This window comes from Nocardia sp. NPDC052001 (assembly GCF_040680615.1).
Classification (GTDB): Bacteria; Actinomycetota; Actinomycetes; order Mycobacteriales; family Mycobacteriaceae; genus Nocardia.
In genome coordinates, this window is the sequence record NZ_JBFAXC010000001.1 from 364,658 (window position 1) to 386,865 (window position 22,208).

Sequence of the window (22,208 nt, forward strand, 5' to 3'; positions counted from 1 at the left end):
GCGGCCATGCCCGGCCGACGAATGCGAAAGGGATTACTCGTGAGTGACACCAACAAGGACCGGGTCGACTTCTGGTTCGATCCGCTGTGCCCGTGGTGCTGGATCACCTCCCGCTGGATCCTCGAGGTCGAGCAGGTCCGCGATATCGATGTGAACTTCCACGTGATGAGCCTGTCGGTGCTCAACGAGGGCCGCGAGGGCCTGCCGGAGCAGTACAAGGAATTGCTCGCGACCGGGTGGGGTCCGGTGCGCGTGGCCATCGCCGCCGCCGCGAAGAACGGTGACGAGGTGCTGCCCGCGCTCTACACCGCGATGGGCACCCGCCTGCACAATCGCCGCGCCGAATACGAGACGGACGGCCCGCGCGAGGACCTGCTCACCAAGGTGATCGCGGAATCGCTGGCCGAGGTGGGCCTGCCCGCCGAGCTGGCCGAGGCCGCCACCAGCACCGAATACGACGAGGCGCTGCGCGTCTCGCACCATGCCGGTATGGACAAGGTCGGGCCGGATGTCGGCACGCCGACCATCCACATCAACGGGGTCGCCTTCTTCGGGCCGGTGCTGTCGCGGATTCCGCGCGGTGAGGTCGCGGGCAAGGTGTGGGACGGCGCGGTCGCGCTGGCGTCCTACCCGCACTTCTTCGAGCTCAAGCGCACCCGCGACGAGGATCCGCAGTTCGACTGATTGTCGCATCGGGCCGGTATGCTAAGGGCCCGCCGGAAACGGCGGGCCCTTGACGTTGCTACTGCTCGAAATAGGTTGTGGCGGAACCATATCCGGCCGGTGGCGGCTGCTGCTGCGGATAGCCGCCGTACGGCGCGGGCGGTTGTGCCAGCGCGGGCGGGGCGGGGCGCAGGAACAACCTGCCGTGTCTGCTGCGATCGCGCAGCGCCCACATGCGCCAGGTCAGCACCGGATGGCTGGACAGCGCGTTCACCACCCAGACGAAGAAACCCTTCTCCTGCGGTGCGCGATCGGCCATCTCGTCGAATCCGACAATGGCATTGAGGTATTTGCCGCCGGCGAGCGTCTGCATCGCGGTGGGCGCGCCCAGATGCCGATTGCAGTAGCCGTGATTATCGGCCGTGTACTCCTGCGCGCGAATCAGCGAATTGCCCAGGATCGGCAGGAACGGTCCCAGGAACATGCCCAGCTGCCGCCAATAGGAGACATGCCCCGCCGCGATATGCCCGACCTCGTGGCCGATGATGAACGCCAACGCATCGGGTTGCCGTGCCGCACCGCCGATTTCGAACAGATCGCTGTACACCACCACGTAGCGGCGGAAACCGTGACCGGAGGCGAAAGCGTTGATCTGACCATTGCCGAGCACCACGTATGCGTCCGGAACCGTCTGCATTCCGAAGCGCGCGGCGGCCTCCTGCACCATCCGATAACCCTCGGGGAACTGCGTCGGCGACATTTTCACGCCGTTCACCCGCTGCGTCGCGTAATTCACACCGCGGCCGAACCACAGCAGCGGCGGCGCGAAAGTGAACAGCAGCACATATTGATTCAGGCTGCCGGTCAGCAACAGCAGCAGCGCGAACATATACGCGAGCACGGTCAGCACGACCACGACCGCCAGCAGCGGGATCTCCCAGCTGTGCCGGGCGGGCATACCGAATGGGGACAGCCCGCGAGTCGGCTGATGCGGGGGGACCTGCGGCGGTGAATAGCCGGGCTGGGCAACCCATCCCGGCGGGCCGACCTGCGGATTCCAGCCGGTCATCCCCGTGACCGGATTCCACCCCGGATGGCTCCCCGTGACCGGATTCCCCTGCTCGGCGTTCGGCGGCTGCGACTGATCGTCGGACGTCATGAGCAAACTCTATGCGGACGGGGGAGCCGGGCGCAGGAACAGCTTCCCGTGACGGCTGCGATCGCGCAGCGCCCACATCCGCCAGGTGTTCACCGGATGACTGGCCTGCAAGTTGGTGAGCCAGACGAAGAATCCGGTTTCGGTGAAGGCGCGGTCCGCCATTTCGTCGAATCCGACCATCACACCGAGGTATTTGCCCGCGGACAGCGTGGTCATCGCGCCGGACGCGCCCAGGAAGCAATAGCTGTAGCCGTGATTATCGGCCGTGTACTCCTGCGCGCGGCTCAGCGCCGGTCCGAGCACGGGCACGAATTGCATGAGTATCGTGCCGAATTGCCGCCAATACGAGGCGTGTCCCGCCGCGATATGACCGACCTCGTGACCGATCACGAAGGCCAGCGCCTCGGGTTGCCGTGCCGCACCGCCGATTTCGAACAGATCGCTGTTGACCACCACGAAACGCCGGAAACCGTGACCGGCCGCGAAAGCATTGAGTTGCCCATTGCCCAGCACCACATAGGCATCCGGGACCTTCTTCATACCGAATCGCGTCGCCGCCTCCTGCACCATGCGATAGGCGTCCGGGAATTGCGTCGGCGACATCTTCACCCCCGATACCCGCGCCGCACCCCACTGCGAACCGCGCAGGAACCACACCAGAATCGGCGCGAACGCCAGAATCGACAGGTACAGATTGTCGGTACCGCGGCTCACCGCGAAAACCGCGTAGGGATAGGCGAATACGGTCAGCACCACGACCAGCACCAGCAGCGGGATCTCCCAGCTGTGCCGGGCGGGCAGCCCGAACGGGGACAGCCCGCGCGTCCGCGGATCCATCGGCATGCGCGGCGGCAGCTGTTGCGGGCGCGTCTCATCCGGCGCGACCGGACCCCAGCCGGGCGGGCCGGTGGCCGGATCCCAGCCGGTCATCCCCGATACGGGATTCCAGGCCGGGCCGTTGACCGTGGTCCGGGCGGTCAAAGCGGGCATTCGTTCTTGGCGGTCATCGGACGGCATGGCGCACCTTCGCATCGGAGGCCGGAAAGTTGGCACCTGTTATTCGCGCTCCCGCTCACCCACCGTTAATGGCGGATCGGCGCTCCTGAGAGAATCCCTGCCATGCGCGTATACCTGGGTGCCGATCACGCCGGCTTCGAACTGAAGAACCACGTCAAGTCCCACCTGGAGGGCCAGGGCCACGAGGTCGTCGACTGCGGCGCTCTCGAGTACGACGCCCTCGACGACTACCCGGCCTTCTGCATCGAGGCCGCCCGCCGCACCGTCGCCGATCCCGGCAGCCTCGGCCTGGTCTTCGGCGGCTCCGGCAATGGCGAGCAGATCGCCGCCAACAAGGTCCCCGGCGCCCGCTGCGCTCTGGCCTGGAGCGTGGAAACCGCTCAGCTCGCCCGCCAGCACAACAATGCCCAGCTGATCGGCGTCGGCGGCCGCATGCACAGCACCGAGGAAGCCCTCGCCATCGTCGACGCCTTCCTGGCCGCCGAATGGTCCGATGAGGCCCGGCACCAGCGCCGCATCGACATCCTCGCCGAATACGAGAAGACCGGCGTCGCCCCCGCCGTTCCCGCGTACTGAGTTCCGCCACCCCGGAATAGGCCACGCCGCCGCGAACTCTCGTTCGCGGCGGCATTCCTGTTTTCCCGCAGAGAGATCGGTGAGTTCGTGCCCGAAGGCCACACACTGCATCGCCTGGCAAAGCTGCATCAACAGCGCCTGGCCGGTGCGCCCGTGCGCGTCTCCAGCCCGCAGGGCCGCTTCGCCGCCGAGGCCGCCCGCCTCGACGGCCACGTCCTCACCGGCGCCGAAGCCTGGGGCAAACACCTACTGCACCACTACGATTCGGGCCTCACCGTCCACATCCACCTGGGCCTCTACGGCAAATTCTACGAATCCCCGGTCCCCATGGGCGAACCCGTCGGCGAAGTCCGCCTGCGCATGTACGGCCCCGGCCGCAAAGACACCCCCTACGGCATAGACCTGCGCGGCCCCAACACCTGCGAAATCCTCCTCGCCCCCGAAATCGACACCCTCACAGCCCGTCTCGGCCCCGACCCGCTCCGCGGTGACGCCGACCCGGACCGAGCCTGGCACCGCATCTCCCGCTCCCAGCGCCCCATCGGCTCACTTCTCATGGACCAGAAGGTCATCGCGGGCGTAGGCAACGTCTACCGCGCCGAAGTCCTCTTCCGCCACGGCATCTCACCGAGGCGCCCCGGCAAACAGCTGACTCACGAAGAGTGGCAAGCGATCTGGACCGACCTGGTGGCCCTCATGAAGGTGGGCGTCAAACGCGGCGTAATGGTCGTAGTCCGCCCCGAAGACGACCACGGCGCACCGTCGTACTCCCCGGACCGCCCCCGCACGTATGTCTACCGCCGGGCGGGCGAACCCTGCCGGTTGTGCACCACCACGGTCCTGCACTCGGTCATGGAAGGCCGAAACCTGTTCTGGTGCCCCACCTGCCAGCCCAGCTGAGCGCGTTCGTCGCTATTGCAGGCAGGGGGTGGTGGTGTCGGAGGCGGGGACGACCGTTGTCTGCAGCGATACCGGCGCCGCCTGGAACAGGCCACTGCCCGTCCCGAGGTCCACGATCTTCGAGCTGCCGAAGGTGATCAGCAACTCCCCGCCGGGCGTGCCGTCGCCGGACAGCTTCAATGTGTGCCGACCTGTCGCGGTGGGCGTCCAGTTCACCGAACTCATGTTCCAGTCATGCCAGTCGACCGGAATCGGAACTCCGTTATCGGTGAAAACCAGCCGGCTACCACCGGGCGAGTAGTGCGAGAGCCATAGTTCGTAGGTCTGGCCGACATGGCATGAACCGGTCAGGGCGTCGGTGTGGATTGTGGTTGTGCCAGCATGTGCGGCTGGTGCGGCGATGGTCACGCCCGCGGCGGCGATGGCGAAAGCTGTTGTGAGCGTGGACTTCATTGATCTCTCCCCGTGTAGATCCGGCGGCGCAAATCTAGCAGTTGTGAACTGAATCTGTTTCACATTTGGAGTTGGAATCAGCGTGATTTCCACGGGGTGGAAAGGGCGTTGTCAGGGGTGGGGTGGGTTCGGAGAGTGAGTGGGCGTTATCGGGCACTCACGGAGGCTGGAAGTTGACTGTCATTCGGCAGGTTGAGGGGGCGGGGGAGGTGTCCTCGCTGCGGCCGTTGTTGTTCACCGTCTATCTGCCCGCTACGGCCTATGGGATCGGGATGGGGGCGGCGGCGCCGGTGATGGCGTTGACGGCGTTGAGTCTGGGGGCCTCGCCCGCCGTGGCGGGACTGACGGTGGCGCTGGTGGGGTTGGGGCAGGTGCTGGGGGATATTCCGGCGGGGCAGGTGGTTTCGCGGCTGGGGGAGCGGCTTTCGATTGTTCTCGCGAGTTCCGCGGGGGTGCTCGGGGTGCTGGCGTGTCTGCTCGCACCGAGCGTGCCGGTGCTGTGTATGGGACTGGTGGTCGTCGGACTGTCCAATGCCGTATGGGGATTGGCGCGGATGAGCTATCTGTCGGAGGTGATTCCGTTCGAGCGGCGGGCTCGGGCCATGGCGTTGTTCGGCGGGGCCATGCGGCTGGGGAGTTTCCTCGGGCCGTTTCTCGGGGCGGCGGCGATCATCGGATTCGGTACGCGCGGTGGGTTCGTCGTTCAGTTGATCGCCATCGCGGTGGCCGGATATCTCATGACGAGGCTGCCTGATCCGCAGACCGCGAACTCCGGGATAGATAGGGTGCCGCCGCTTTCACTGCTGAGCATCGGCCGTGCCCATCGCACCCTGCTGTTCACCCTGGGGGGCGGATCGCTGCTGATGGGTGCGGCGCGCTCGGCGCGCGATGCCATATTGCCTTTGTGGGCAGACCATCTCGGCGCGAGCGCCGCGACGGCCGCGCTCGTCTACGGGATCGGGGCGGGGTTGGACGTCCTATGCGCCTATCCCGCAGGGCATTTGATGGATCGCTTCGGCAGGCGATTCATCGCGGTGCCCTCGCTGGCCATTCTGGCGATCGGGTATCTGATTGTGCCGCTTGCCGATTCGATCGCCATTCTCACCGTGGCCGCGATTGTCATGGGCATCGGCAATGGCATCGGCAACGGCGTCATCATGACCATCGGCGCCGATGTCGCCCCGGCCGCCACCCGCGCCGAATTCCTGGCCGCCTGGCGATTGACCCACGACTGCGGCTTCTTCATCGGTCCACTGCTGGTCAGCGGCCTGGCCGCACTCGCACCGCTCGCCGTCGCGGTGGTGACCCTGGGGGGAGTGTCGGCCCTGGGCGCGGTGGCGATGGGCCGCTACATCCCGGTGTACATCCCGTGGCCGGGCCGGAATCAGTGCTCGCAGAGCGAGAATTCCCGCTCGTAGATCTCCTCGTTGTGTTCGTCGACGAAGAACTTCCGCTCCCGCATGAGTTCTTCGCGCCGGATAGCTCGGTCATGGAAATCCCCCCGAAGTGCGATGGTGAACTAGCCGATATCCGCTGTCGAGACGGTCCGGGTGCGCAGCGCGACCAGCCACCACAGTCCGAGTGCGAGCAGCGCGATGGTGGTGATGATGTAGATATCGCCGAAGATGCTTTGCCACCAGGACCATTTCAGTTCCTGATGTCGGCCGTTGGGCACGATGCCCGGGCCGATCAGGAAGGGGATGGTGAAGGCGGCGGTGAGGGCGGCCGGGGCGCGGCCGGGTTGGGTGGTGGCCCAGGCGATGGCGGCCACTATCGCGGGGCCCGCCCAGATCCAGTGGTGGGTCCAGGAGACCGGTGAAATCAGCAGCAGGACCGCGGCATTCACCAGCAGGGCGGCGACGGAGTAGACGGTGAGTGCGGGCTGATCGGCGAGGGATTCGGCCTTGAACAGGTAGTGCATGAGGATCGCGCCCGCGCCGACCACGACCAGGCCGGTGGCGAGCCACGCGATTGTGGCGGCCGAATGCGTCAGGCCGAGGCGGAAGAACAGGCCCTTGATCGACTGGTTGCCGACGTAGTCGGGGGAGCCGATGCGGTTGGTGTCGGTGACCGCGTGGAACCAGTAGTCGCGGGATTCACGCGGGAAGAGCAGAAAGCCGCCTAGTACGACCGCGATCGCGGTCGCCGCGGAGGTGGCCGCGGCCTTCCAATCCCGGCGCAGCAGGAAGTAGAGGATGAAGGCCGCCGGGGTCAGTTTGGTGACCGCGGCGATGCCGATGAGCACACCGCGCGGCCAGCGCGGTTTCTCGGTGAGGCAGTCCAGCGCGACCGCGGCCATCAGCACGAGATTGATCTGCCCGAACCACAGTGTGGTGCGGACGGGTTCGATGGCCAGCAGCGCGAAGACCGCCGTCGTGGTCAGCGTGAACTTCGTGCGCACCGCCAGATCGGGGCGAATGCGCGAGAGCACCAGCCAGATCGTCACCCCGAGACAGGACAGCGAGCTCGCCGTCACCAGGATTTCCGCCAGCCACAGCGGCGTCACCGCCAGCGGAATCATCAGGATCGCGGCGGACGGCGGATAGGTGAACGGCAGATCGGTATGCCCCGCCACCGGCAGGGTCGGTCCGTACAGGGTGCTGCCGTGCAGCCAGGCGCGGGTGACGACCCGATACACCTGCAGATCCAGGAAGCCGTGCATGCGTGAGAACAGCATGGCGATGCCCACCGAGAGCAGAATTCCGATCGCGAACGGAACGCGCGGGATATTTCTCAGGTCATCGGACTTCGCTTTGCGCAGCACTCCCCGCTGCCCCGTCCGCATGGTGATCATTCGGCAGACACTAACCCTTCGGCCTTCGCATAAGTTGTCCGGATTGTATTGCGGGAGTAGCTAGTTGATGACCACGGATTCCCGCGCGATCCGGCCGCCCCAGTCCGCCAGGCGACCGCCAGGGGGACTGAACCAGGTCGCATAGAAGACCAGCGAAACTACGGCAAGCGAGCCCAGCACGGCAAACCCGGCCACCACCGGATACGCGGACATGGTCACCGGCAGGAAGCGGTAGGACAGCAATAGCCCCGCGAACACCGTCACCCCGAGCGTGACGATCCGCACCCGGTACCGATTCCAGCCGCGATCGGGTTCCCGCAGCGCCGACTCCACCGTCAGGCACAGCACCGCGCCCGCCACCAGATCGCAGCCGTAGTGATAGCCGAAACCCAGGGTCGCCAGCAGCGTGCACACCAGCCAGGTCGCCCCCGCCCAGCGCAGCCAGCGCGGGCCGCCGCGCGAATGAATGAACAGCGCCGTCGCCCACGCGGTATGCATGGACGGCATGCAATTGCGCGCGGTGACGGTGTCGAACAGCAGCGGTTTCGGCATGGAGGTCAGCGCGGGCAGCACCTGCGGCCAATCCCCGATCTGCAGACCGTTGCCCTCGGGTCCGTACGCGAACACCGGTCCGACCACGGGAAAAAGCACATAGCCGAGCGGCCCGACCACGCCCAGCACGAGGAATGTCCGCAGCAGATTGTGTCGCGGCCACGGACTCGTCGCCACATTGCGCAGTTGCCACACCGCGATCGCCACCGCCGCCACCGGCAACTGGATGTAGACGACATGCAGAATCCCGGACGGAATCGGACCGAGCGCCTCCAGCGCCCGCCCGACCAGCCACGCGGGCTCACCCAGCGCGTGATCGGCGAGCTGCACGTACTGATCCAGCACCCGCGGCCCGGCGATCACGCTGACCATCAGCCAGGTGTCGGCGACCTTCGAGGCCATGATGAGCAGCACACCGAACGCGATGGCGTGCAAGGCCGTCCGGCGCCGCTGCCCGTCCCAGCGCGAGGCGGCGATCGCCAGTCCGGTCAGTGCCAGCGTCGGCCCGGTCCCGATCGACACATGCCAGCCGCACAGCGCTTGCAGGCCCAGGGTCAACAGGTCCAGCACCGCTGCCGCAACCAGGCTGACGACCCGGATGCGCGCGGTCACCCCGACGCAGGCCAGTCCCAAACCCGCCCACGAAACGAACGCCGACTGCGGATTCGCGAAATAGTCGTCGATCAGACTGTGCAGCGGTCCCAGCACTCCGTGATCGGAGGCCCACCACTGCGCGGCGATCAGCAATATCGCCGCAACGGCCACCCCGGCGGCAGGCAGCACCCGGGATCCCGCCCCGGCGCCGGACGACGACGGGCCGGAAATCTTCACCTCGTGGTCGACCAGCACCGTCAATCGATAACACAGGCCAAACGGAGGCACAACTTCCGGTTACCGCCAGACGTACAAGCGACCGACCAGCACTCGAGCGTGGTTCGGGGAGCGGGCTAGATGCCGCCGCCGTCGAAGCCGTCGAAACCACCGAAATCGCCATAGTCTCCGAAATCACTGCCGCCGAGATCGGATCGCGGGTCCGCGAGGCCCGCATCGGTGAAGCCCGGATCGCCCGTGCCGTAGCGCTGGTCGCCGTACCCCGGATCGCCGTACCCCTGATCGGCACCGCCCGAGTCGTAGCCCTGATCCCCGTTGTCTCCCGCGTCCAGCCCGGCCTGATAGCCGTCGCCGTACCCGCTCTCGAAGGCGGCCGCGTTGTAATCCACCCCGGACATCCCGCCGAACAGCGCGTCGAACAGCAATACCGAGCCGACGCCCCACGCGCCCGCGACAAGCGCTGTGCGCCACCAGGGTTCGGAGTACCAGCCCGCGGGGACCGGACGGCCCGCCACGCGTCCGCCCGGGTAGTAGTTCGGCGTCCGCGCGGAGGGATCGGCGGACGCCTCGATGCGGCGGCCGTCGAATTCCACGGCGCGATCCTCGGTGACCTTGCCCGCGCTGCGCTGACCGTCGAGTTCGGGGACATCGGGCCCCGGATCCATTTTCATGGCCGAACGGGCGGCACGGACGTAATAGAGGCCCTCCAGCGCGGTCTCCTTGGCGAGCCGGGCCTGTGCCGGCGTGGTGGCCTGCTCGATCTGCGAACCCGCGGCGTTGAATCGTTCGCCCGCGTCGGCGAGCGCCTGTTTGGAGGGTTCGTCATTGCCGGTCAGGTTGTAGACCTGCCCGCCGAGGCGCTCGATGACGCGCCGTGCGTCGGCTTTCGCATCGGCGAGTTGGGCATTCGCGCGGGATCGCCGACCGCGGCTGACGATGAGCACCGCCAGCAGTACGACGATCAGCAGAACGAGTAGTACGACAACCGTAGCCACGCGAACCACCCTACGCGGCAGCGATTGCTGTCCAGTTGCTATAACTCGCCGCACGTTCGTATGCGCAGCTCGGTCCGGTGCGCGCGGGCAACTCGGCCTCGCGACGCCGGGCATGAGGGGTGTCGATCACCCGCCGCACGGCGGCGTGGACTGCCTCCGTCCCGGATGATCCGGACGGTGGCGAATTCGGCGCTGTTCCCCCGCGCCGAGGCTCGTCCTCAGGTCGCTCAGCCCGCTACCGCGGCGAATCTGCCGGTGGTGGTTGCTGAGTCGACCTCCTCTGGGTCGAGCTCCGATATGGCGAATTGCCGCTTTCCTGCGGTTTTGGCGGAATACATGGCACGGTCGGCGCTGCGCAGCAGATCGGCGAAATCGCAGTCGCGGCCGGGCGGGCAGAACGCGGTGCCGACACTGGCCGAGGCCGGTACCGGACCCGCCGCGGTGTGCACGGGTTCGCACAGCGCCGCCAGCACCCGCATGGCCAGCTCGCCCAGGGCATTGCGGCGGGCGGGCAGCGCGACCACGAATTCGTCACCGCCGTAGCGCGAGATGACCGTCTCGGCCGGGCAGGCGGCGCGCAGTCGTTTGGCGATGGTGACCAGCACCTCATCACCGACCGAATGCCCGTAGCCGTCATTGATCTGCTTGAAATCGTCGAGATCGATGAGCAGCAGGCCGATGCCGCGCGCCGGATCGGTGGCCATCACCCGTACCCGCTCCTTGAGCAGTGAGCGATTGGCCAGATCGGTCAGCGCGTCATGGGTGGCTTCGTGTCGCAGCCGGGTCTGCAGGGCCGCGATTTCCTGCACCCGCACCGACACCGCCTCGGACAGGCTGCGTTCCTGCTGTGCGAGCGCACGCTGCTGCAGCGCCTCGGCATAGCTGTCGATGGCCTGGCTGGCGATGAACGGCCAGCGGGTGGCGATCAGCGATCCCGGTTCACCCGGTGCGAGCCCGAGCAGGGCGCGGCTGGCGGGTGCGAGCATGCGGGTGCGCTCGAACGGCGATTCGGCGAGCCGCCGCCCGATGCTGCGGGCCGCGGGCACCGGAAATGGTTCGGACCCGGCCAGTTCCAATAGTTCACCGATGATGCGCCCGAAGATGCGTTCCACATCCTCGGGTTCGAGTGCGGGCACGGTGGAACCGGTTCCGCCGGGATGCACCGCCCGGACCCATTCCCGGATGGTGGCCGTCACGACGGCGGTGGTGCGGGCGTCGATGCGGATGGGCATGCGCGCTCACCCTGCGAACGTGACGTCTGGCCCGGCGGGGCCGGGACCGGTGCTGCCGGCGATGGTGCTGCTCGCGCCGGTGTTGCCCTTCGGATCGAACTCACTAACTCGCGGTTGGCATGTGTGGTGCACGCTCACCGCCCCCTTTCCAGATACCCCCGTCCGGACAAAAAGGATCCTAGCAAGCCACCCGGCATCGAAAACCCCTGTTTCAGAACGGGTTCCCGACACCTCGCGAATGGCGATCGGATGTGTGATCGTTCCTGGGAGCCAGGCGTTACACCCAATTTCCGCGAGTCTTCCCGACGCGCCGACGCTCCGCTCGACCGGCGGGAATATGCCCGTATCCAGCCCGATTGGCATTGGATGAGTGAGATTAGGTACAGTGCTCAACGCACGCACCGGCAGTCTCGGGGTGCACGCGGGTGTAGTTCAATGGTAGAACTTCAGCCTTCCAAGCTGATAGCGCGGGTTCGATTCCCGTCACCCGCTCTTCTCCCGTCTGGGAGCTTCGGCCCAGGCCGAACTGGTCACGGGGTGTAGCGCAGCTTGGTAGCGCATCCGCTTTGGGAGCGGAGGGTCGCAGGTTCAAATCCTGTCACCCCGACCATCTTTCGATTCCACCAGCGGTGCTCGCCACAACAGGGTGGTGCCTTGCGATTCCGGTTCGGGTGAGATTTCCGACACTCGACTCCACCGCACCCCCGGCTGTTGTCGAGGCCGATTCCACTGTCCACGACCGATACTCGCAATTCGCCCATGTCGGCAGTGGTGGTGATGTCTACCCGGGTTGCATCGGCGGGGCGATACCGATCACGCCGGCGGGCCGGTGGGGCGAAAATCGTGGGTATGACCGAGCTTTCGCTGACCGATGCGCGCCGGGACGAGTTGGGTGCGCTGCTGGGGGACGAGGGGCGGCTGCGGGGTGAGTTCCCGAAGGTGGCCGACTATCTCGATACCGCGCCCAGATTGCCGGGTACCGGGGACGCGGCCGCCGATGCGGCGTTCGATCTGCGGTTCGTGCACTTCATGACCGGTGGGGAGGAGATCAGCCGGAATCCGTACTGGGACATCGTCGGGCCGTCGGTGTCGGAGCGGGACGGCGTGCCGGTCGTGGACGGCGGACGGGCCACGGGGAGCGCGCGGCTCGGATACGCGCAGACCATTCTGCAGGCCGTGTACGCCTATGCGATTCCCGCGCCGCGCACGCTGCGCTGGGCGGCCGAGTTCTGTGCCGGGCGGTCGGTGCTGGAACTCGGTGCGGGACGCGGATATTGGGCCGCGCAGCTCGCGAGTGTGGGACTCGAGGTCGCCGCCTATGACTCCGAGCCGCCGGATCGCACCGTGAATCTGTCGTTTCCCGGAGCGTCCGGGCAGCGCGATACCTGGTATCCGGTAGGCGATCTCACCGACTGCGCGGCGCGCGTGTCGGATAGGTCCGGTGAGGTGCTGTTCCTGTGCTGGCCGCCCGGCTGGGGCAGCACCATGGCCTCGCAGGCGCTGACGGATTTCGTCAGCGCCGGTGGCGAGCGGGTGCTCTTCGTCGGCGAGCCCAAGGGCGGCAAGACGGGTGACGACGCCTTCTTCGAGACGCTCGCCACCGACTGGCGGCTGGAATCCGAAGACGCGCACTACGTTTCGTGGTGGAACCTGTCCGATGTGGCGCAAGGCTGGGTACGGCGCTGAGTCACGGGGGTAACGGAGATTCGGCCCGGCGTCCCTACCGATGAGTGGTCAAGCGGTGGGGATGGGCTCGGCTGTCGGCTCGGGTTCGGCCGGTTCTGCTTCTGCTTCCGGGTCCAGGCTCATGCGGAAGACGAAGGCGGAGTAGCGGTCCAGGGGGAAGGAGATGTCGCAGGCCATCAGGACGCGGTCGTCGCGGGCCAGGAAGCGTTGGCGGACGTGTTTGACCAGGGCTCCGTCGGGTGTATTCAGCCATGCCGCATGGGTTTGGGCGGGGAGTCGGTCGGCGATGGTCTCTTCCAGGAAGGCCGCGCCTTCGGTGCCCTCGGTGTCGAGTGGCTGATAGGCGTCGGAGATGGAGATGGGGCGGCCGTCCTCGCTGGCGCGGGTGGTGATCTGGGTGATCTCCTCGCCGAGGTGGACGCCCAGGATCTCGGCGAGGGTCTCGGTGGCGCTCAGGCGTTTGCTGGTGCGCTCGACCTTCACCTCCCGGTCCGTCTCCTGGCCGAAACTCGTTTCCGGACTTTCCATTTGGCGTTCGGGCGCGAGTCGCACCAGGTCGATGCGGTCGGCGACGAAGGTGCCGCGGCGTTCGACGCTGCGCACCAGGCCCTGGCTGAGCAGTAGTTTCACCGCGTGCCGGACCACGATCTGGGAGACGCCGTTGCGTTCGGCGATCTCGGCGTAGCTCGGTAGCTGGGTGCCGGGCGGCAGTGCGCCGGTACGGATCTGGCGTGCGTACTTACCTGCGATGGCCACGTAGGCGGGTTCTGGCATGTGCTCGGTCCTTCGAATCACGTTGTCCCCGTTCTCAACAATATTCCGTATACCCAGTTGCGGATGTGCAGTTGTGGATATACTCAACTGGATATACGCATTCGGTCCACGGGTAGATCGAGGGGGCGTCATGAAGTTTCGGCCGACCGCAGTCGGATATCTGCGCAGTGATGTCAGCGGCCTCCGGCAGGCCTGGGATGAGGACCAGATCCGCAAGCGCGCCCAGCGTCTGGGCTACGACTTCGCCAAACTGGTCATCGCGGACGCCCGCTCCGGGCGGCACCTATTGGCCGGTCTGAAGACGATCACCACTCGCCTGGACGCCGAAGCGATCATTGTTCCCAGCGCGCGGCATTTCGACGGGGCGACGGTGCCCGATGACCTGGTGCAGGTCGCCGATGTCATCACCGTCGATCCCGAGGAAACGTACGCGCGCTGGGCAATTCGGCCCCCGGCGGGTTTCCGCTGACTAGTTCGGCTGCGCCGCGGGCTGTGCCTGCGGCGCGGTGTTCTGTGCCTGCGGCGCGGTGGTCTCCGGGGCGGCCACCGGTTTGTCGGCCCACTTGGAGGTGCCGGCCGGAGCCTGCAGCGTGGTGAGCAGATCGATGCCTGCGGCGATCAGCGTCGGACCGCCCACCGCGATCGAACCGAGGATGCCGCCGATGGTCGCGCCCGCCATGAATCCGGGCAGGCAGCCCGCCGCGATGGTGGCCAGGCAGCCGATGGTCGCGCCCAGCGCCGTGCCGACGAAGGTGCCGATGGTGGTAGCCAGGCCGAACTGGGTGCTGAAGAAATTGAGCGCGCGCGTGTCCTCATTCGCCGACGCGATGGGTTTCACGGTGATCTGCTGATTGGCGTCGAGGCCCGCCGGTTTCTCGGGCGTGAGCACCAATACGGTGTTATTGCGCTGAATTTCCGGTTTGACCGGAACATCGACCCCGGCCAAATGGAATTCGAGTGGCAGCGTGAGCAATACGCCGCCCCGCTCGTCCTTCACATTGACCACGTTCACCGTTCCGGCGGGGTCGGCGCCGGGGGTGTGGGAGAGCTCGAAAGTGCCGCCCTTGAGAGTGGTGACGACCGTTTTGTCCACCAGCTTCGCGGAATACGAAACATTCTGGGGTGCAGCGGGCTCGGCGTTCGCCAGGCCGGTTGCCGCGGTCAGTGCGCCGATTACGAGGGAAGCTGCCGCGGTGGAGCTGCGGAACGCCATGCGGTATCCAATCGTCATCAGGTTCAGGCAAAATCCAACCAGCGAAGCTTAGTGGAATACGCAGGGGCCGACCGGGTTTCGGTCGTAAAGGATTTCCGCGAGGAATGTCCGAAATTACCGAAAGAACTATTCACCTGACCGGTTTGCTGGCATATCGCCGCACCGGATGCCCCGAATGTGCGCATACATCCCGAACGAGGCACACTGCGCACATGACCCTCAGGTACAGCGCGGGCGTGCTGCTCTTCCGCCGCACCCCCACCCTCGAAGTACTGCTCGGCCATATGGGCGGACCGCTCTGGGCCAAGAAGGACGCGTCCGCCTGGTCCATCCCCAAGGGTGAGTACGAACCCGGCGAAGAGGAGCAGCGCGTCGCGGCCGCACGCGAATTCACCGAGGAACTCGGCCTCCCCGTCCCCGACGGCGAGTGGCTCGCCCTCGGCGAGGTCGAATACGGCAGCGGCCGCAGCCGCAAACAGGTCACCGTCTGGGCCGTCGAAGGCGACCTCGATCCGGCGCTGGTGGTGCCCGGCACCTTCGAGATGGAATGGCCGCCGCGTTCGGGCCGCCTCCAGGAGTTCCCGGAGATCGACCGCGCCGAATGGTTCGCCATCGACATCGCCCAGGAGAAGCTCGGTAAAGGTCAGCGACCCTTCCTGGACCGGCTCGCTGAACTCGCGAACAACCTCTGACCTGCCCGAAAGCGGCCTTCACAGCAACCTCGCAGGCTGATCCCAGCTGAAACCGTGGCACGGTGGCGAGGGTGGATCGCATGATCGATACAGCTACTGCGCCGGGGTCCGGCGGTGCGCCGCCCGCGGCGCCGACGCGAGCGGGTCGGCGTCCGGCGACCACGTCCGGACCACTGCGGCGCGAATACATCTGGCTCGCACTGCTGCTGGTGGGCACCGGAGCCGCGTATCTATGGAATCTGACCGCCAGCGGCTGGGCGAATTCGTTCTATGCCGCGGCCGTGCAGTCCGGAGCGAAGTCGTGGAAGGCGTTCTTCTTCGGCTCCTCGGACTGGGCCAATGCCATCACCGTCGACAAGACCCCGGCCTCACTCTGGCCGATGGAGTTGTCCGCCAGGCTATTCGGCTTCGGCAGCTGGACCATGCTGCTCCCGCAGGTGCTGCTCGGGGTGGCGTCGGTGGCGCTGCTGTGGGCGGTGGTGCGACGGCATTTCGGGGCGAACGCCGGACTGCTGGCCGGACTCGCACTCGCGGTGACTCCCGTTGCGGCGCTGATGTTCCGGTACAACAACCCGGACGCGCTGCTGGTATTCCTGATGATCGCCGCCGTATGGACCATGCTGCGGGCGCTCGACGACGGCCGCTGGCGCTGGCTGGTGCTGTGCGGGCTGCTCGTCGGATTCGGTTTCCTGGCAAAGCAATTACAGGCCGGACTGGTCCTGCCCGCGCTCGCGCTCACCTATCTGTTCGCCGGTCCGCCCAAGCTCGGCAAGCGCATCGCGCAGCTGTTCGCGGCCGGTGCCGCGATGGTGGCGGGCGCGGGCTGGTGGGTGCTCGTCGCCCAGCTGTGGCCCGCCTCCGATCGGCCGTATTTCGGTGGCTCCACGAACAATTCGATCATCGAGCTGACCCTCGGATACAACGGCCTGGACCGGCTCGGACTCGGCTCCGGGAGCGGTAAGCCGGGCGGCGGCGGGGCTCCCGGTGGCGACCCGGGTGGTGGCGTGACCGCCGGTGTCGATCTCGCCGCTGGCGGTGACATGCCGCAGATGCACGGCGGCTTCCACCCGTTCGGCGGCCAGGCCGGAATCACCCGCCTGTTCAACGAGACCGTCGGCGGTCAGATCGCCTGGCTCATCCCGGCGGCCCTGATCCTGCTCGTGGCGGCAATCATATTGCGCGGCAGGGCTCCTCGCACCGATGGCAAGCGCGCCGCGCTGCTGCTGCTCGGCGGCTGGGGACTGGTGACCGGGCTGGTGTTCAGCTTCATGGGCGGCATCTTCCACGAGTACTACACGGTGGCACTGGCTCCCGCGCTGGCCGGAACCATCGGCGCGGCCGGTGCGGTGGTGTGGGCCGAACGCGAGCGCCGCTGGGTGCGGGCGGTACTGGTGCTCAGCGTGGCGCTGACCGCGCTGACCGCCTTCGTACTGCTATCGCGCACACCGGATTTCGTGCCGTGGCTGCGGTGGTTGATCGTCGGCGTCGCGGTGCTCGCGGCGGCGGGGCTGGTGCTGCGCGGTGGACGCCGCCTCACCATCGCCACCCTCTTGGCCGCGGTGTTCGTCGGCCTGGCCGCACCCACCGCGTATGCCGTGGAAACCCTGCGGCAGCCGCACACCGGCGGCATTGTGAAGGCCGGTCCCGCAACCGATTCCGGCTTCCCGGGCTTCCCCGGTGGCAATCGCGATGCCCAATCCGATCCGGAATCGGGTGCAGCGGCCCCGGGTGGCGATGCACCCGGCGGTGCGACCGACGCGGGTGGTGACGCCGATCGCGAACGTGCCGGCGGCGGTGGCCCGATGGGCGATGAGAAGCCCGGCGACGAGGTCCTCGCCCTGCTCGAACAGGACGGTTCCGCCTATACCTGGGTGGCCGCCACCATCAGCTCCAACAACGCGGCGTCCTACCAGCTGGCGGCGGATTACCCGGTCATGGCGATCGGCGGTTTCGGCGGCGGCGATCCGGCCCCGACCCTCGCGCAATTCCAGCGGGACGTCACCGAGGGCAAGATCCACTACTTCATCGCGGGTGAGAACCACGGACCCGGCGGCTCGAGCACCTCGGAAGGTTCGAAGATCACCGCCTGGGTAAAAGATCATTACACCGCGACCGAGGTGGACGGGGTCACGCTCTACGACCTGACCGCGACCCCGAAGGCCGGGTGATATGAGGGGCGGTACGGGCCGGGTGGACCGGCCCGTACCGGTCAACCCGCTGCCGGTGTGGATCCCGGCCATAAGCACGCCGGGATGACGGGACTTTTCAGCGAGGTGGCGAGAGGTGCCCGTGCTACGTCGGTTCGGCCGGGGCGCATCGCCAATGTGGCGAGGGCGCGTATCGCCTGCGGGTCGGCGGCACGCGCCCTCGGTGTCTCGACTAGAGCCGCGGATCGATGGGCTCGGTCTCCAGGGCCAGGACGGCGAAGACGGCCTCGTGGACGCGCCAGAGGGGTTCGCCGGTGACGAAGCGGTCCAGGGCTTCCAGGCCGAGGGCGTACTCGCGCAGGGCCAGTGAGCGTTTGCCGCCGAGGCCGCGCTGGCGCAGGCGGGTGAGGTTGGCGGGGCGCAGATACTCCGGGCCGTAGATGATCCGGAGGTATTCCGGGCCACGGCATTTCACGCCCGGCTGGACCGGACGCCCACTGCGGGTGCCGGATCCGGTGACCAGCGAGCCGGTGGGCTTGACCACCATGCCCTCGCCGCCCGCCGCGGTGAGTTCGATCCACCACGCGGTGGCCGCGGCCTCGCTGTCGGGGTCGGACAGGTCGACCGATACCCGCCGGGTCGGGGTGAACAGTTCCGGATCGGCCTCGATCAGCCGATCGATGCGTTCCAGGTGCCAGTTGTGCTCGCGCACGGCGTAATTCACGCCCTGGGCGGCCAGGATCTGGAACGGGGCCAGCCGCACGCCGTCGAGACCGTCCACGGGCCAGCAGTAGCGCCCGTACGCGGTCGTGAAGGCCGCCGCGTCGGCCTCCCGGTCCCGGGTGCGTTCGGCGAGATCGGTCACGTCCAAACCTCTCGCACCGGCGGCGGCCAGCACCTGGGCCGCCGCGCCCAGCGAAGCCCGGGCGGCCGCCCCGACCGCCGCGTACTGACTGCGCAGCAGCCCCAGCGCCTTGGCCGACCACGGCAGCAGTTCGGTGTCCAGGGCCAGCCAGTCGGTACCCAATTCCTCGAAGAGCCCGGCCTTCTCGGCCGCGGCGCGCACCCGTGCCAGCAGCGTCTCGGCCTGTTCCGGATCGTCGAAGAACGGCCGCCCGGTACGGGTGTACACCGCGCCGGTACTGCCGTCGGTCACCCCGAACCGATCGCGGGCGGCGTCGGCGGAGCGCGCCAGCACCGCGACCGCGCGCGATCCCATGTGCTTCTCCTCGCACACCACGGTCTCGACGCCTTCGGAGCGGTAGTACTCGAACGCCTGCGCCGGATACTCCAGATATCCGTCGAGAGTCGATGTGGCGCAGGGCGACATGGTCGGCGGCAGGTAGACCAGCCAGCGCGGATCGATGGCGAACCGGCTCATCACCTCGAGCGCCGCGCTGGCCGCGTCCTCCTGCACGCTCACCCGGGACAGATAGCGGGTCTGCACCACCCGGCGGCCGATCACATCGTCCAGGTCCAGTACGGCGGGATCGCGATGCACCATGCCGATGCCGGGTACCACGCTCGGCGTCTCCAGCGGTCGCGTCGGCTCGTACCAGACCTGTTCCGCCGGAACCGAAACCGGTTCGCGCTCGGGGTAGCGCAGTGCGGTGAGCCGCCCGCCGAACACCACACCGGTATCCAGGCAGAACGTGTTGTTCACCCACACCAGTTCGGCCATGGGCGTGTGCCCGTACAGCACCAGCGCTTTGCCGCGATAGTCATTGGCCCATGGATAGCGCACCGGCAAGCCGTATTCGTCTGTCTCACCGGTGGATTCGCCGTACATGGCGAATTCGCGCACCCTTCCGGAGGCGCGGCCGTGGAACTGTTCCTTCAGCCCGGCGTGCGCCACCACCAGATTGCCCTCGTCCAGGACGTAGTGGCTGATCATGCCGCGCATGAATTCCCGTGCGGTCTTGCGGAATTCGTCATCCTCGCCGTCCAGCTGCGCGAGCGATTCGGCCAGCCCGTGCGTGGTCCTGACCTTGCGCCCGTCCAGTGCCCGCACCAGTTTGAACTCGTGATTCCCGGTGACGCACAGCGCGTTTCCGGCTTTGACCATGCCCATGACCAGCCGCAGCACACCCGGGGTGTCGGGACCGCGATCGACCAGATCGCCAACGAATACCGCGGTGCGCCTGTCCGGATGCCGCGCGTCCACCGCCCGCCCGGCGGTATCGCGGGTCAGCGCGTAGCCGAGTTCGCCCAGCAGCGTCTCCAATTCGGAACGGCAGCCGTGGATATCGCCGATCACATCGAACGGCCCGGTCAGATCGCGGCGATCGTTCCAGAGCCGCTCGTTCACGATGGTGGCCGCGTCGATCTCGGCGGTGCCGTGCAGCACGTGCACGCGCCGGAAGCCCTCGCGTTCCAGCAAGCGCAGACTTCGCTTCAGATCGCGCTGCTGCCGCGCCACCACATGCCGCCCGAAATCGCGATCGGGCCGGGAGGCATTGCGTTCCGCGCATTCCCGCTCGGGCACGTCCAGCACGATCGCCACCGGCAGCACATCGTGCGCCCGCGCCAGCTCGATCAATTCCTGCCGCGCCTTGGGCTGCACATTGGTGGCGTCGATGACGGTGCGCAGCCCGCGCCGCAGCCGGACACCGGCGATGTGATGCAGCAGTGCGAACGCGTCGGGTGTGGCCGCCTGATCGTTCTCGTCATCGCTGACGATACCGCGGCAGGCATCGGAGGACACGATCACCGTCTCGCGGAAATGCTTGCGCGCGAAGGTGGATTTACCCGATCCGGTACTGCCGATCAGCACGACCAGGCACAGTTCGGGAATGGAGAGCTCAGCCATTACGCCGCTCCCTTCTCATCATTCGCGGCCCTGGTGAAGACCGCCATCTGCGTGGGCGGGCCGAGCTCCTCGTCGGGTATTCCGACGGGCTCGAATCGCACCCGATAGCCATAGGTTTCGCCGACCCGGCCCGCCCAGTCGGCGAATTCGGCTCGGCTCCATTCGAATCGGTGATCGCTGTGCCGGAAAGCGCCGTCCGACATCCCCTCGTAGAGCGCGTTGTACTCCCCGTTGGGCGTCGTCACGATCACCGCACCGGGTGCGGCGGCACCGAATACGGACTGCTCCAACGCGTTCAGTCGAGGCAGGTCGACATGCTCGATGACCTCCATGAGCACCGCCGCGTCGTATCCGCGCAGCGCGGCGTCGGTATAGGTCAGCGCCCCCTGCCGCAGCGCCACCCGGCGCGTCTGCCATTCCGGTAGCCGTCGCATCCGGCGCTCCGCGATCCGCAATGATCGAACCGAGACATCAACGCCGACAATCTCATTGAACGATTTGTCCGCCACCAGCTCGCGCAGCAGCGCGCCTTCGCCGCATCCGAGATCCAGCACCCGCTGCGCCCCCGTGGACCGCAGCGCCTGGAGCACCGCCGCCCGCCGCATTACCGCGAGCGACCGCACCGGCGCATCGGCCACGATCGGATCGGCGGATTCGGCGGTGCTGCCGGTCGTACCCGTATCGCTCGAGGCGTCCGCCTCCACGGTGACATCGGCTGTGGTGCTGCGGGATTCGTCTCCCCCGGACAGTACGGCGGCAGCGGCTTCCGCCGTCGCCGCCGCCACTTCCCGCGCGAGGTCGTCGATATTGACGTCGACGGCCCCGAACGATTCGGGTTCGAGATCGTCCAGTTCGGCCAGCCGCGCCAGCGCCGCGCGCACCAGCGAGTGCCGCCGCGCCAGATAGCGCCGGGTGATCCAGTCCCGCGCCGGATGGCTATTGAGCCAGCCCGCGCCGAAGCGCAGCAGTTTGTCGATCTCCGCGGTGTCCAGGAAGTAGTGCTTGCTGCCGTCGAGTACGGGCAGCAGCACGTACAGGTGCGACAGCGCGTCCGAAAGCCGAAGCGTGCCGGTCAATTCCAGCCGCAGATAGTGCGAGTCACCCCAGTCCGGGAAGGCCGGATCCAGCGGCAGGGGAGTGGCCCGCACCGTCCACCCGAGCGGCCCGAAGACCTGTTCGGCGGCCTCGGCCCCGCCCTTGCACGGCACCGCGGGCAATTCGATGCGCAGCGGCAGCGCGGTCTCCGCCAGTTCCGGCCGCTGCGCGCACCGCCCGTGCAGCGCGGAGCCGAATACCGACGAGATGGCGACGGACAGCAGCGATGACGCCGCGTACGGCCGATCGTTCACGTACTGGCCGAGACTGAATTCCGTTGCCCCCTTCGTCTTTCCGCGCACCAGCCGGACCGGATCGATCTCCAGCAGCAGCGCGGCGGTGCAGCGATCGGCATCGGCCTCGGGATAGAGCACATGCGCCACCCCGTAGGACTGTTCGAACGTCTGCACCTTGCCGGGGTTCTTGTGCAGCAGATATCCCAGCTCGCTCGCCGCCCATTCGGCGTCATCGGGTCGGGTACAGGTAATCGTCAGCAGCACCCGTCGAATGCTTCCGTACCTCGACAAACCGGGCAAACACATTTCCCGTCACCTACCCGGCCGCTATTCCCGCGAACCCGCGTCGTGTTGGGCCTCGACGCCGGAATTCGGGACAACCGT

General features: G+C 67.3%; 19 protein-coding genes and 2 tRNA genes. 10 read left to right on the forward strand and 11 right to left on the reverse strand.

The genetic code is table 11. The annotated features are described in order from the left end of the window. Positions 1-21: 21 nt before the first annotated feature. Positions 22-684: a DsbA family protein gene (locus tag AB0L82_RS01720; RefSeq protein ID WP_364632719.1), complete on the forward strand. Its 663-nt coding sequence runs from the start codon at positions 22-24 to the stop codon at positions 682-684. A gap of 58 nt (positions 685-742) precedes the next feature. On the opposite strand, the gene AB0L82_RS01725 is transcribed toward AB0L82_RS01720, so the two are convergent. Together AB0L82_RS01725 and AB0L82_RS01730 are read right to left on the reverse strand one after the other, a co-directional pair. Further along, on the reverse strand, positions 743-1,732 hold the full coding sequence (locus tag AB0L82_RS01725; protein WP_364632720.1) for a M48 family metallopeptidase: 990 nt from the start codon (positions 1,730-1,732) through the stop codon (positions 743-745). A 99-nt stretch (positions 1,733-1,831) separates the two neighbouring features. Then, positions 1,832-2,839: a M48 family metallopeptidase gene (locus tag AB0L82_RS01730; protein WP_364629444.1), complete on the reverse strand. Its 1,008-nt coding sequence runs from the start codon at positions 2,837-2,839 to the stop codon at positions 1,832-1,834. Between the two features lie 102 nt (positions 2,840-2,941). On the opposite strand from AB0L82_RS01730, the gene AB0L82_RS01735 reads away from it, so the two are divergent. Beyond that, entirely contained in the window at positions 2,942-3,415 is a 474-nt protein-coding gene (locus AB0L82_RS01735; protein ID WP_364629447.1) for a ribose-5-phosphate isomerase, read from the forward strand. An 87-nt stretch (positions 3,416-3,502) separates the two neighbouring features. Then, a complete protein-coding gene (locus AB0L82_RS01740; protein WP_364629450.1) occupies positions 3,503-4,315 on the forward strand; it encodes a DNA-formamidopyrimidine glycosylase family protein in 813 nt (270 codons plus the stop codon). Positions 4,316-4,327: 12 nt separating this feature from the next. On the opposite strand, the gene AB0L82_RS01745 is transcribed toward AB0L82_RS01740, so the two are convergent. Continuing rightward, complete coding sequence (locus AB0L82_RS01745; RefSeq protein WP_364629452.1) at positions 4,328-4,768, reverse strand: hypothetical protein; 441 nt, start codon at positions 4,766-4,768, stop codon at positions 4,328-4,330. 173 nt (positions 4,769-4,941) lie between these two features. Between AB0L82_RS01745 and AB0L82_RS01750 the strand changes: the two genes are divergently transcribed. Beyond that, positions 4,942-6,186 carry an MFS transporter gene (locus tag AB0L82_RS01750; RefSeq protein ID WP_364629454.1) on the forward strand — a complete coding sequence of 415 codons (1,245 nt, stop codon included), beginning with the start codon at positions 4,942-4,944 and terminating at the stop codon, positions 6,184-6,186. A 101-nt stretch (positions 6,187-6,287) separates the two neighbouring features. On the opposite strand, the gene AB0L82_RS01755 is transcribed toward AB0L82_RS01750, so the two are convergent. The 4 genes from AB0L82_RS01755 to AB0L82_RS01770 all read right to left on the reverse strand — a co-directional run bounded on the left by AB0L82_RS01755 (position 6,288) and on the right by AB0L82_RS01770 (position 11,172). Next, the gene (locus AB0L82_RS01755) at positions 6,288-7,562 is read right to left on the reverse strand and encodes a glycosyltransferase family 87 protein (RefSeq protein ID WP_364629457.1); all 1,275 of its coding nucleotides are present in this window, start codon (positions 7,560-7,562) and stop codon (positions 6,288-6,290) included. Positions 7,563-7,622: 60 nt separating this feature from the next. Continuing rightward, positions 7,623-8,897: a phosphatase PAP2 family protein gene (locus AB0L82_RS01760; protein WP_364632722.1), complete on the reverse strand. Its 1,275-nt coding sequence runs from the start codon at positions 8,895-8,897 to the stop codon at positions 7,623-7,625. Positions 8,898-9,061: 164 nt separating this feature from the next. Beyond that, positions 9,062-9,940 carry a DUF1542 domain-containing protein gene (locus tag AB0L82_RS01765; protein WP_364629460.1) on the reverse strand — a complete coding sequence of 293 codons (879 nt, stop codon included), beginning with the start codon at positions 9,938-9,940 and terminating at the stop codon, positions 9,062-9,064. Positions 9,941-10,167: 227 nt separating this feature from the next. Beyond that, positions 10,168-11,172, reverse strand: coding sequence for a GGDEF domain-containing protein (locus AB0L82_RS01770; protein ID WP_364629462.1), 1,005 nt, complete (start codon positions 11,170-11,172; stop codon positions 10,168-10,170). A 421-nt stretch (positions 11,173-11,593) separates the two neighbouring features. Here AB0L82_RS01770 and AB0L82_RS01775 point away from each other — a divergent pair. The 3 genes from AB0L82_RS01775 to AB0L82_RS01785 all read left to right on the forward strand — a co-directional run bounded on the left by AB0L82_RS01775 (position 11,594) and on the right by AB0L82_RS01785 (position 12,858). After that, a tRNA-Gly gene (locus AB0L82_RS01775) sits at positions 11,594-11,664 on the forward strand. A 41-nt stretch (positions 11,665-11,705) separates the two neighbouring features. Further along, positions 11,706-11,782, forward strand: a tRNA-Pro gene (locus AB0L82_RS01780). 239 nt (positions 11,783-12,021) lie between these two features. After that, positions 12,022-12,858: a hypothetical protein gene (locus AB0L82_RS01785; protein WP_364629464.1), complete on the forward strand. Its 837-nt coding sequence runs from the start codon at positions 12,022-12,024 to the stop codon at positions 12,856-12,858. 48 nt (positions 12,859-12,906) lie between these two features. On the opposite strand, the gene AB0L82_RS01790 is transcribed toward AB0L82_RS01785, so the two are convergent. Next, positions 12,907-13,632 (reverse strand): GntR family transcriptional regulator, encoded by a 726-nt coding sequence (locus AB0L82_RS01790; protein ID WP_364629467.1) that lies wholly within the window; start codon positions 13,630-13,632, stop codon positions 12,907-12,909. Positions 13,633-13,762: 130 nt separating this feature from the next. Here AB0L82_RS01790 and AB0L82_RS01795 point away from each other — a divergent pair, with 130 nt between their 5' ends. Then, on the forward strand, positions 13,763-14,101 hold the full coding sequence (locus AB0L82_RS01795) for a hypothetical protein (RefSeq protein ID WP_364629470.1): 339 nt from the start codon (positions 13,763-13,765) through the stop codon (positions 14,099-14,101). On the opposite strand, the gene AB0L82_RS01800 is transcribed toward AB0L82_RS01795, so the two are convergent. Further along, positions 14,102-14,863, reverse strand: a complete 762-nt coding sequence (locus tag AB0L82_RS01800; protein ID WP_364629472.1) for a hypothetical protein — start codon at positions 14,861-14,863, stop codon at positions 14,102-14,104. It lies immediately after the preceding gene. A 194-nt stretch (positions 14,864-15,057) separates the two neighbouring features. On the opposite strand from AB0L82_RS01800, the gene AB0L82_RS01805 reads away from it, so the two are divergent. Next, entirely contained in the window at positions 15,058-15,537 is a 480-nt protein-coding gene (locus AB0L82_RS01805; RefSeq protein WP_364629475.1) for an NUDIX domain-containing protein, read from the forward strand. A gap of 80 nt (positions 15,538-15,617) precedes the next feature. Next, positions 15,618-17,705: a glycosyltransferase family 39 protein gene (locus AB0L82_RS01810; RefSeq protein WP_364629478.1), complete on the forward strand. Its 2,088-nt coding sequence runs from the start codon at positions 15,618-15,620 to the stop codon at positions 17,703-17,705. Between the two features lie 211 nt (positions 17,706-17,916). On the opposite strand, the gene AB0L82_RS01815 is transcribed toward AB0L82_RS01810, so the two are convergent. Next, positions 17,917-20,493 carry a polynucleotide kinase-phosphatase gene (locus tag AB0L82_RS01815; RefSeq protein ID WP_364629481.1) on the reverse strand — a complete coding sequence of 859 codons (2,577 nt, stop codon included), beginning with the start codon at positions 20,491-20,493 and terminating at the stop codon, positions 17,917-17,919. Then, entirely contained in the window at positions 20,493-22,088 is a 1,596-nt protein-coding gene (locus tag AB0L82_RS01820) for a 3' terminal RNA ribose 2'-O-methyltransferase Hen1 (RefSeq protein ID WP_364629484.1), read from the reverse strand. The genes AB0L82_RS01815 and AB0L82_RS01820 overlap by 1 nt, the downstream gene beginning before the upstream one ends. Positions 22,089-22,208 lie beyond the last annotated feature (120 nt).